The sequence below is a fragment of the Chrysiogenia bacterium genome, assembly GCA_020434085.1.
In the GTDB taxonomy this organism is placed as follows: domain Bacteria; phylum JAGRBM01; class JAGRBM01; order JAGRBM01; family JAGRBM01; genus JAGRBM01.
The window spans coordinates 1-10,628 of sequence record JAGRBM010000265.1 but is presented as its reverse complement, the minus strand read 5'-3'; the positions used below and the strand labels follow the sequence as shown (position 1 = coordinate 10,628).

The window sequence follows — 10,628 nt, the reverse complement described above, 5'->3', positions numbered from 1 at the left end:
AACTGCCCTGGGACCTCGGAGAGGCCCTGCTTCCCCTGCGCGAGCTCTTCGAGCAGGACGCGCCAAAGCCGCCGCGCACCGTGCTGGTCCCCGGCTGCGGCAAGGGTCACGACGCGATCTATCTGGCGAGCCTCGGCTACGCCGTCACAGCCGCCGACTTCATTGCCGCCGCGCTCGAAGAAACAAAGGCCGGCGCCGCGCGCGCCAACGTCGCGCTCGAGACTGCGCAGGTCGACGTGCTCGCCATGCCCGGGGACTGGACCGGGCGCTTCGACATCATCGCCGAACACACCTGCTACGCCGCCATCGAACCGGCGCGCCGCGACGACTACGTGCGCGAGCTCCATCGGGTTTTGAAGCCCGGCGGCCTGGTCATCGGCGTGTGGTTCAACCTTCCCTGCTTTCCCGGGCGCGAGGATCCGCTCAGCGGGCCGCCCTTTGCCTCCACGCGCGAGGGGATCCGGGAGCGCTTCGAGCGGCTCGGGTTTGAGACCCGTAAACTTGATGCCACCCCCCATCCCCACGGGAACAAGCCCGTGCCCCAGGTGGTAGGAATCTTCGAAAAGCGCGCCTGAGCACTCTCTGGCGCCGGGTGACAGCGGAGTCGATTTCGAGTAATTCAGGGATGCCCCTACGGGCACTGTCCCGGCTTTGGGGGCAGGCCTTGAATTTGAATATGATTTTCAATTAAGGAATCGGCGCAGCGCGCCAATAAGGCGCCAGGAAGACTCGCGTGAAGCTCAGCGAACTCAAACCCGGCCAGAGGGGCCGCGTGACCGGATGGGACGGCCCGGCCCCCATTCGCGTGATGGAGATGGGCGTGCTCGTGGGCACCGAGCTCACGGTCTCGCGCTTCGCCCCGCTCGGAGATCCCATCGATCTCAAGGTTCGCGACTACCACCTCTCCATCCGAAAAGAAGAAGCGCACAAGATCGTCATCGAACCACTGAAGTAAGTCATGTCCCAGGAAGCCGAAAAACTCCCCTCGCCTGCATCGCCGGCACAACCCGCGCGCCGCGTGGTGGCGCTTGCCGGCAATCCCAACGTGGGCAAGACCGCGCTCTTCAACCAGCTCACGGGCTTGCGCCAGAAAGTCGGCAACTATCCCGGCGTCACCGTGGAGCGCAAGGTCGGCCAGATGCTCGCGCCGGGCGGCAGCGACCCCGTCGACATCATCGACGTGCCGGGCACTTACTCGCTCAACCCCAAGAGCCTCGACGAAGAGATCGCCTACCGCGTGCTCATCGGAGAGATGGAAGGCACGCCCGCACCGCAGGCCGTGGTCTGCGTGCTCGATGCCAGCAACCTCGAGCGCAACCTCTACCTGGCTTCCCAGATCATGGACCTGGGCATTCCGACGCTGGTCGCGCTCAACATGATCGACGCCGCCGAGAAGGACGGCATCACCATCGATGCTGATGCCCTTTCCAAAGAGCTCGGCGTGCCCGTCTTCCCCATCGTCGCCTCGCGCGGCAAGGGGATCGAGGCACTCAAGGAAGTCATCGCCGCTCCTTTCCCGGCCTGTCCGCTTCGTCACTGGAAGCTGCAGCCCGAAGTGGAAGCGAAGGTCGCAGAACTCGAAGAACGCATTGAGAAAGACATTCCGCACCTGAGCCACGCCGAGCGCTTCGTCGACGCGGTTCGCGCGCTGACCACGCGGCGTTCGAGTTCCTTTGAAGCACACCACAACCTGCCCTTCTGGGAGGCGGTCGATACCGCCCGCGCGGAACTTGAATCAAACGGAATCGAATACGAGAGCGCCGAGATCGTCGGTCGCTACGAGTGGCTCACGCCGCTGGCCGCCAGGGTCACGAGCCGCCGCGACATGGGTGGGCAGCGCACGCTCACCGAGCGCCTGGACGCCGTGCTCACCCACAAAATTGCGGGTCCCGCGCTCTTCCTGCTCATCCTGATGCTCATTTTCCAGTCGGTTTTCGCTTGGGCCGAGCCGTTCATGAACTTCATCGACGACGCTACTGTCTGGGCCGGCAGCTTCATCGCCGCCACCCTGCCGGCCGGGCCCATTCGTGACCTGCTCGTCGACGGCGTCGTTGCCGGCGTCGGGGCGGTGGTGATCTTCCTGCCGCAGATTCTCATTCTGTTCTTCTTCCTCGGCATGCTCGAGGACACGGGCTACATGGCACGCGCGGCCTTCATCATGGACCGCGTCATGAAAAACGTGGGGCTGAGCGGACGCTCGGTGGTGCCGCTGCTCTCCTCGTTCGCCTGCGCGATTCCCGGCGTCATGGCCGCGCGAACCATTGAAAACCAGCGCGACCGGCTCATCACCATTCTGGTGGCACCGCTGATGACCTGCTCGGCGCGGCTTCCGGTCTACACCCTGATGATCGCCGCGTTCATTCCCAAGGGTGAGTTCGGCTTTATCGGCTACCAGGGACTCACCCTGTTCCTGCTCTACCTGGCGGGCATCGTCATGGCCGTAATCGCTTCCTGGGCCCTCAAGAAGTGGGTCGTCAAAGGCGAGCAGGGCATGTTCCTCATGGAGCTGCCGCCCTACCGCATGCCGCGACTTCGCGACGTGATCCTGCGCATGTCCGAGCGCGCCAAACTCTTCCTCACCCGCGCGGGCACGGTGATTCTCTCGCTCTCGGTGGTACTGTGGTTCCTGGCAAGCTTCCCGGTTACCGAGCCGCCTGCGGCTCAAACCGCGCGCGCGGCGCAGATCGAGGCGCAGCTCGAAAACGATCTGCCGGAAGCCCGGCGCGCCTCGCTCGAAGAAGAGCTCGTCTCCATCGAGGACGCGGCGGCAAGCGCGCAGCTTCGCGGGAGCGTGATCGGCCGCATGGGACAGGCCATCGAACCGCTCATTCGTCCGCTGGGCTACGACTGGAAGATCGGCATTGCGCTCATTACGAGCTTCGCCGCGCGCGAGGTGCTGGTGAGCACGCTGGGCACGATCTACAGCGTTGGCGATGCAGATGAAGAGAGCTCGAGCCTCAAGGAACGAATGATCGCCGACACCTATCCCGACGGCACGCCGGTCTGGACACCCATGGTGGCAGTGAGCGTAATGGTCTTCTTCGTCTTCGCCCTGCAGTGTATGAGCACCGTGGCCATCGTGCGCCGCGAGACCGGCACGTGGAAGTGGCCGGTCTTCATGCTCGCCTACATGGGCATCCTGGCCTACGTGGCATCATTCGTGGTGTACCATGGCGGCAAGGCAATGGGATTTAACTGATGAGTGAAACGCTGCAGCTCTGGATCGTCCTGCCCATCGTGGCAGTCGCCGGCTTCTTTGCCGTGCGCGTCTTCCTGCGCCAGTTCACCCGCCCCGATGACGAGCCCGCCGGCTGCGCCGGGTGCTCTCACAATCCCGACGCCGATCCCTCCGAGCGCTTCCCGCGCGTGATCAAGCGCTAGAGACGCTACGCACGCCCCCCCTCTCCCTTTCAGGGAGAGGGTGCCCGAAGGGCGGGCAAGGGTGAACAGCAACTGCGACATCTCTCCCTCACCCAAGTGCGCCCTTCGCCGCACTTCTCCCTCTCCCGCTGGGAGAGGGGAAAGTTGAAGGGCATCTCAGAGCGACCGCACAAACTCCCGCAGCGCATTCCAGTAGGCAGCGCCGCCCACGAGCGCGGTCTCGTTGTGCCCGGCGCCGGGGACTTCGTAGAACTGCTTGGGCTCGGCGGCCGCTTCGTAGAGACGCCTTCCCAGCTCATAGGGAATCACTTCGTCGGCCGGACTGTGCACGATGAGCTTGGGCATCTTCGCCTTTGCGATGCGCGCAATTGAGGCCATCTTCGTTCCGATCAGGAACTTGGGAACGATCGGAAAGTGGTAGGTCGCCACATCGGGAATCGAGGTGAAGGTCGACTGCGCGATGAGGCCGCCGGCCGGAACCTTCGCTGCCAGATAGGTCGCGGGTGCGCCGCCCAGGGATTTTCCAAACAGCACGATGTCGCCTGGGTCGTGACCGCGCTTCAGCGTGAGATAGCGCCAGGCCGCGTCGGCGTCCTCGTAGAGTCCCTCCTCTGAGGGGCTCCCCTCGCTTCTGCCATAGCCGCGGTAGTCGATGATGAACACCCGCGCCGGCAGCGTGAGCAGCCCTAGCACGAATTCCCAGCGGTCCGAGAGATTGCCCGCGTTGCCGTGGAAGTAGAGCAGCACCCGGTCAGTGGGCGTCGCAGGGTCGGCCGCGTACCAGCCGTGAAGGCGCACGCCGTCTTCGGCTTCGAAGAAGACGTCTTCGACCACTGCAGCCGGCGCGCCCGCCGGACGGGGCAGACGCTCCAGTTCCCAGCGCCCGGTTTTTGTCGGATAGAAAATCAGTTGTCGTTCAAAGAACATGATGGAACAGGCCGCCATAAGGGGTGAGAGGATCAGGACAAGCACCGCCGTCCGCGCCACCCGAAGACGCGGACTCGGACCGGACCACCAGCGTTTGAAGCGCTCGCCCATACTCTCAATTTAACCATCCGGGTGTGGGGCTTCCAGTGGGTGTGCTATAGCTGGCCCCGAACCGAGCTTCGGCGGGAGGAATGCCATGCAGCGCTACATCATCGACGGCAAATGGGGGCTGGAGAACCTCAAACAGGTCCAGAGCCCCGATCCCACGCCCGATCCGGGCGAAGTGGTCGTTGCCGTGAAGGCCTGCTCGCTCAACTACCGCGACTGGCTCATGGTGCAGGGCAAGTACAACCCGCGTCTGGCGCTCCCCTTTGTCCCGCTCTCGGACGGCGCGGGCGAAGTGATCGCCATTGGCGACGGTGTCACCCGCGTGCAGGTGGGCGACCGCGTCGCCGGCATCTTCAACCAGAGCTGGGAAGCCGGCGAGCCCAGCCACGAGCGCCTTCGCACGACGCTCGGCGGCCCGCTCGATGGAATGCTCACGCAGAGGGCGCTCCTTCCCGAGCGAGGCGTCATCCGCGTGCCCGATCATCTCTCGTGGGAGCAGGCGGCGACGCTTCCCTGTGCGGGCGTGACGGCCTGGAGCGCCATTTCCAAGTACGGAAATCTCAAGCCCGGTGAAACCGTCTTGCTCCAGGGCACCGGCGGCGTGTCCATCTTCGCGTTGCAGTTCGCAAAGCTTTTCGGGGCGCGGGTGATCATCACTTCGAGCTCGGACGAAAAGCTCGCGCGCGCCAAAGAGCTCGGCGCCGACGAGACCATCAACTACAACGACAATCCCGACTGGCACAAGGCCGTGCGCGCACTGACCGGCAACGTGGGCGTCGACCATGTCGTCGAAGTGGGCGGCGCCGGCACGCTGGAAAAATCGCTCAAGGCCGCGCGCATCGGCGGCAGTATCTATGTGATCGGCGTACTGGCGGGCAATGCCTCGCCGCTCAACATCCTGCCCATCCTCATGTCCACCATTCGCCTGCAGGGCATCACCGTCGGGTCGCGCGATGACTTCGAGGCCATGAACCGCGCCATCTCTGCCGGAGGAATTGAGCCCGTCGTCGACAAGGTCTTCGAGTTCGGTGACGCCGTCGCCGCCTTCGAGCATCTGGCCTCGGGGCGGCACTTCGGCAAAGTGGTGGTTCGGGTTTCCTAGCGCACGCGCTCGGGACTGGGTTCGCGGATCTTGGTTGCCACCCGCTCGTGGGAGCGGCTCGAAGGCCGTTCGCTCAGCAGCGGAAGCGGCTGGAAGTTCTCGATTCCAAAGCGTGCCTTCGTGCGTTCGATCCGGTCCACCGATTCGAGCACCCGGTCGTAGAGCTTGAGCGAGGTGCGATCGCGCCGGGCAAGCACTTCGCACAGGCTGTCGAGCACCTCGCGCTCGCCGCCGCCGGTAATCATCAGCATGTCGTTGCCTGCCAGAATGGCTTCGAGCGCCGCTTCCTCACGCGTTTTGTTCCCGGTGATCGCGCCCATGTCGAGATCGTCGGTCACGACGAGTCCCTCGAATCCAAGACGCCCGCGCAGGGTGGTCTCGATCCAGAACTTCGAGAGCGAGGCCGAATGCCCTTCGGGCTCGATGAGCGGCGTGAGCACGTGGCCCATGAGCACGGCAGCCACGCCCTCTTCAATGGCGCGCCGGAAGGGCTGGAGTTCCACTTCGTTGAGCTGGTGCCAGTCGCGGCGAATGGCGGGCAGCACCTTGTGCGAGTCGCCGCGCGCATCCCCCACGCCGGGAAAATGCTTGGCCGTTGCCACGACGCCCTCGCGCTGCATGCCGCGAATGACGTGCATCCCCAGCTCGGCCACGGCCCGCGGATCTTCCGAGAGCGCGCGGTTCCACCGGGCAATCATGGGGTTGTCGGGATTGGTTTTGACATCGAGCACCGGCGCGAAGTTCCAGTTCACACCGACGCTGGCCAGCTCGCGTCCGATTACCTGACCGAAGGCATAGGCCAACTCGTCATCTCCGTGGCGGCCGAGTTCCTCGAAGCGCGGCATGTCGGTAAAGCCCTGCCGGCGGCGAAGACGCTGCACGGCGCCGCCCTCCTGATCGGTGGAGATGAACAGCGGGGAAGCCGCGCCGGCCTGCAGGAAGTTCGTAAACGCGACGACCTCATTGGGGTCGTTCATCTTGCGGAAGTTGGCGCCAAAGAGAATGACGCCGCCGATGTTGTCGGCGCGAAGCTGGGCGCGATACTCGCGCAGCTCCTGGGTCGGCAGCGCGGGCACCCGCACCATGAGCATCTGGCCGAGCAGCCCCCGCGCCGGACAGGCGCCGGGCTGGGCGCCCGAAGTGGCGGGCAGCAACAGGAGCGCCCCCGCCAGAGCGGCCCATGCATGCAGAATTCTTCGTTTCATCCGGCTTCGATTCTCGCACGTCCCCTGCCCGCCGGGCAAGCAGGACGCCCCAAAACCTCCATCATTTCAGATAATTGGGCATTTTCTGGGCACCCGCTTGCCCTTTTCAAACCGAGCGTTTAGAAATGACAGGAGCGACTGGAGAGTAACGATCCGTGGCACGGCAGAAGGAATACAACCGCGAAAAGGTGCTCGACGCAGCCATGAAGGTCTTCTGGACCAAGGGCTTCGAGGGCACTTCGATTCAGGATCTGGTGTGCGCCACCGGCTTGAATCGTTTCGGGATGTACCAGGCCTTCGGGAGCAAGCAGGGCCTGTTTCTCGAAGCGCTCGATCGCTACCAGCGCCAGATCACCAGTGGATTCATTGCCCCCCTGGAGCGCGCCCCCGAGCGCGGCCTTCGCACCATTCGCGACTTCTTTGTCCAGGGCCTGGCCATGATGGAGCGTGGCGGGGACGTCCGCGGCTGTCTCATCACGAATACAGCCATCGACCTCCCCTGTCGCTGCAGTGCGACGCAGAAGAAGATCGAGGCCGGCATGCAGCGCCTCTCGGGCGCCTTCCGTGCATGCCTGGCGGCGGCCAGGAACAACGGCGAGATTCGCGAGGACGCCGATCTCGACGCGCTGGCCCAGTATCTGCTCACGATGCTGCAGGGCCTGATGGTTTTGAAGCGCGCCGGCGCGAGCCGCGAGCAGGCCCAAAACTCGATCAACGTGGCGCTTGAATCCCTTCCGCTCTGTAGCGGCGAGGGGCTGCGCCTTGGAGCTGAGAACTAGCCTCTCTTTTTTTGGAGAGATTCGGAACGATCATTTTGTTTGGCACCCGCACTCGGGGAGTAAAGAGGCGGGATGCAAAAGAGAAGGACGCACGATATGAAGCGCGAAGCCCAGACCAACCTCACTACCCTCTACCGGCCGAGCTATCCAACCCGCGAGGAAGACTCGCGCGAGTCGGCCCTGGTGGCCGGACTTCGCACGGGCGACAACGCGGCCTACGAAGAGCTGCTGCGCCGCTACGAGCGCCAGATCTTCGGGCTTGCCGTGCGCATGACCCGCAACGAGGCCGACGCCGAGGAAGTGCTGCAGAATGTCTTCCTGCAGATCTTCCGCAAGATCGACACCTTCGGCGGCGACTCGGCCCTCTCGACCTGGATCTACAGCGTCACCAGCAACGCCGCGCTGATGCTGCTCAGAAAGCGCCGCCGCACGCGCGAAGTATCCGACCACTCCGATGAGCAGGGCGATTCCCTCTCACGCGACCGCGAGCCCGAGTCCCACTGGTCGCGCCTGCCGCAGATGCAGCTCGAGTCGGCCGAGCTCGTGGACCGCGTCGAGGCCGCCCTCTCGGAGCTTCCGACCGAGCAGTATCAGGCCTTCATCCTACGCGACGTGGAAGGAAAGAGCGCGCCCGAGGCGGCAAAGGAAATCGGCGTGAGCGTCGCCGCTCTGAAGTCCCGCCTCCACCGCGCGCGCCTGCACCTGCGCGAAGTCCTCGGCGAGTCCGACATGCCGCAGATGGCACCGCCCGCCCCCGAATACGAAATGATGAGCGGCTGCTGCGGCGGCTGCTGATCGGGCTCACTCAGAATCGCGCGCCTCCGATGATTCGGAGGGAGCTTCTTCCTCGGCAATCGAGGGGGGCTCCTCTTCCGCGGTCGGGTGCGCCTCTTCGGCGGCAACTCGCGCGGCCTCGCGCTCTTCTTCGTTCAACATGAATGCTTCCAGACGCGAGAGCAGCAGGCGTTCCTGCGCATCGAACTGATCGACCTCCGCCTTCAGGTCCTTGAAGAGCGAATAGGCCATCAACACCATCAGAAGCATGAACGGAAAGGCTGCGACGATCGATACCGTCTGCAGCGTCAGCAGCCCGCCGCCGAGAAGCAGCACACCCGCCACCAGCAGTTGGAGCCCGCCCCAGAGCACCCGCACCAGGCGCGTCGGGTTCAACACGCCCTTTGAAGTAAACATCCCCAGAACGAACGTGGCCGAATCGGCCGATGTCACCACGAAGGTGACCACCAGCACCACCGCCAGAATGCTCAGCCAGGAACCCGCCCCCATCGCCGTAAACATCGCGAAGATAGCCGAGGACATCTCCTCACTGACGGCCGTTGCGATTCCCGGGCTGCCCTGGAGTTCGTAGTAGATGGCCGTTCCGCCGAAAGTGGAAAACCAGAGCACGCTCAACAACACGGGAACGAAGATCACGCCCAGCACGAATTCACGAATGGTCCGGCCGCGCGAGATGCGCGCGATGAACGTGCCGACAAAGGGCGCCCAGCTCAGCCCCCACGCCCAGTAGAACATGGTCCAGCGCTCGACCCAGTGCTCGTTGGAAAAGGGCGCGGTGAAAAAGCTCATGCCCACGAAATGGTCGAGGTACTCGCCCACCGTGTTGGTCATCATCGATGCAATAAAGGACGTCGGGCCCACGATCAGCACGAAGAGCAGCAGGGTCGCGGCCAGCAGCATGTTGAGGTTGCTCAAGTAGCGAATGCCCTGGTCGAGCGCCGTGAGGGCCGACGCCGTGAACATCACGGCGATCATGGCCAGGATCATGAGCTGCACGGATACGTCATAGGGCACATTGAACAGCCGGGCGAGGCCGCTGTTGATCTGCAGGGCGCCCAGCCCCAGCGTCGTGGCAACGCCGAACGTGGTCGAGAGCACCGTGAGCACATCCACTGCATTGCCCAGAGCTCCGTCCACGCGGCTTCCCCATAGTGGGCGCAAGGTCTCGCTGATCAGGCCGTGGCTCTGGTGGCGAAAACGGACGTAGGCGATGGCCAGTCCCAGGATCGCAAAGTTGGCCCACTGGTGAAAGCCCCAGTGGAAGAATGCGTAACGAAGCCCCAGGCGCGCCGCCTCCTGCGTGTGCGCCGCAACCAGACCCAACGGCGGCTCGTTGAAGTGCGTCATGGGCTCGGCCACGCCCCAGAATACGAGCCCCACGCCCATGCCGCCCGAGAAGATCATCGCCAGCCAGCTTGGGAAGGAGAACTCCGGCGTTTCATCGTCTGCGCCCAGGCGAATCCTGCCGAACCGGGAGATCGCCAGGAACAGCGCGAACAGCACGAAGCTCGTCGTCACTACGAGATACATCCAGCCGAAATTCGCCGTCACCCAGTCCTGGATCGTGCGTGCCGAGCTGTCGAGTTCGCGCGTGGCAAAAATGCCAAGCGCGGCAAAGACCGCAACCAGGCTGATGGAGACGTAAAAAACCGCGCCGACCCCGGAGAGCTCCTCGCGAATCGAATCAATTGCCGAGCGGATCAATGGAGGGGATTTCAACGACATGATGACAACGCACACTACAGGAAACAGCCGCATTGTGCATATTTGCACGGGGGCTCGCAAGGAACGCGTTGGAATCCTTCAGCGCACTGGCGCTACACTTTCCACAACGAGGACGGCACCCTTGACCGAGACGACCACCAAATGGATCTACCTCTGCGCGGGCTGGAGCTTCATTGCGCTCGGCGTGGTGGGCATCTTCCTGCCGGTGCTGCCGACGACGCCGTTCATCCTGCTGGCGGCGTGGTGTTTCTCAAAAGGCTCGGAACGCCTGCACCACTGGCTGCTCACCCACCCGCGCTTTGGGCCCATGGTGCGCGACTGGGAAGAGAGCCGCGTCATCCGCCTTCGCGCGAAGCTGCTCGCCACGGCGATGATCGTGCCGCTTACCAGCTACATGCTGCTCGGAACCGACGCGCCCACCTGGACCAAGCTCGTCGCCGCCGCGCTCGTGCTCTGGGGGCTGCTCTTCATCTGGACCAAGCCGTCCGAAGCTGCGCCGGAAACTGCGCCCGATGCCTCCTGAGGGCTCTGGCCCGACCGAAACCTTCGCTGCTTGCATGTGAGTGCCTGCTTACTTTTTCCCCTTTCCAATTTCCGTGATTTTTT

The 10,628-nt window shown here is 64.0% G+C and carries 11 protein-coding genes; 8 read left to right on the top strand and 3 right to left on the bottom strand.

Annotation, left to right across the window (positions count from 1 at the left end; all coding sequences use genetic code 11):
* The 4 genes from KDH09_08985 to KDH09_08970 all read left to right on the top strand — a co-directional run.
* Positions 1-575 (top strand): methyltransferase domain-containing protein (locus KDH09_08985; protein MCB0219814.1); only part of this gene is annotated, 575 nt, incomplete at its 5' end.
* Positions 576-733: 158 nt separating this feature from the next.
* Positions 734-955, top strand: a complete 222-nt coding sequence (locus tag KDH09_08980; GenBank protein ID MCB0219813.1) for a ferrous iron transport protein A — start codon at positions 734-736, stop codon at positions 953-955.
* A 3-nt stretch (positions 956-958) separates the two neighbouring features.
* Complete coding sequence (gene feoB / locus KDH09_08975) at positions 959-3,199, top strand: ferrous iron transport protein B (protein MCB0219812.1); 2,241 nt, start codon at positions 959-961, stop codon at positions 3,197-3,199.
* Positions 3,199-3,381 (top strand): hypothetical protein, encoded by a 183-nt coding sequence (locus KDH09_08970; GenBank protein MCB0219811.1) that lies wholly within the window; start codon positions 3,199-3,201, stop codon positions 3,379-3,381. The genes feoB and KDH09_08970 overlap by 1 nt, the downstream gene beginning before the upstream one ends.
* Before the next feature lie 156 nt (positions 3,382-3,537).
* On the opposite strand, the gene KDH09_08965 is transcribed toward KDH09_08970, so the two are convergent.
* Complete coding sequence (locus KDH09_08965) at positions 3,538-4,308, bottom strand: alpha/beta hydrolase (GenBank protein MCB0219810.1); 771 nt, start codon at positions 4,306-4,308, stop codon at positions 3,538-3,540.
* Positions 4,309-4,504: 196 nt separating this feature from the next.
* Here KDH09_08965 and KDH09_08960 point away from each other — a divergent pair, with 196 nt between their 5' ends.
* Positions 4,505-5,518, top strand: a complete 1,014-nt coding sequence (locus tag KDH09_08960; GenBank protein MCB0219809.1) for an NAD(P)-dependent alcohol dehydrogenase — start codon at positions 4,505-4,507, stop codon at positions 5,516-5,518.
* Here KDH09_08960 and nagZ read toward each other — a convergent pair.
* Positions 5,515-6,723, bottom strand: a complete 1,209-nt coding sequence (gene nagZ, locus KDH09_08955; protein MCB0219808.1) for a beta-N-acetylhexosaminidase — start codon at positions 6,721-6,723, stop codon at positions 5,515-5,517. The two genes, KDH09_08960 and nagZ, sit on opposite strands and share 4 nt — an antisense overlap.
* A 155-nt stretch (positions 6,724-6,878) precedes the next feature.
* Here nagZ and KDH09_08950 point away from each other — a divergent pair, with 155 nt between their 5' ends.
* Complete coding sequence (locus tag KDH09_08950) at positions 6,879-7,502, top strand: TetR/AcrR family transcriptional regulator (GenBank protein ID MCB0219807.1); 624 nt, start codon at positions 6,879-6,881, stop codon at positions 7,500-7,502.
* 96 nt (positions 7,503-7,598) lie between these two features.
* A complete protein-coding gene (locus KDH09_08945) occupies positions 7,599-8,297 on the top strand; it encodes a sigma-70 family RNA polymerase sigma factor (GenBank protein MCB0219806.1) in 699 nt (232 codons plus the stop codon).
* Between the two features lie 6 nt (positions 8,298-8,303).
* Here KDH09_08945 and KDH09_08940 read toward each other — a convergent pair whose 3' ends face one another.
* The gene (locus KDH09_08940) at positions 8,304-10,022 is read right to left on the bottom strand and encodes a BCCT family transporter (protein MCB0219805.1); all 1,719 of its coding nucleotides are present in this window, start codon (positions 10,020-10,022) and stop codon (positions 8,304-8,306) included.
* A gap of 1 nt (position 10,023) precedes the next feature.
* On the opposite strand from KDH09_08940, the gene KDH09_08935 reads away from it, so the two are divergent.
* Complete coding sequence (locus tag KDH09_08935) at positions 10,024-10,545, top strand: YbaN family protein (GenBank protein MCB0219804.1); 522 nt, start codon at positions 10,024-10,026, stop codon at positions 10,543-10,545.
* Positions 10,546-10,628: the final 83 nt, after the last annotated feature.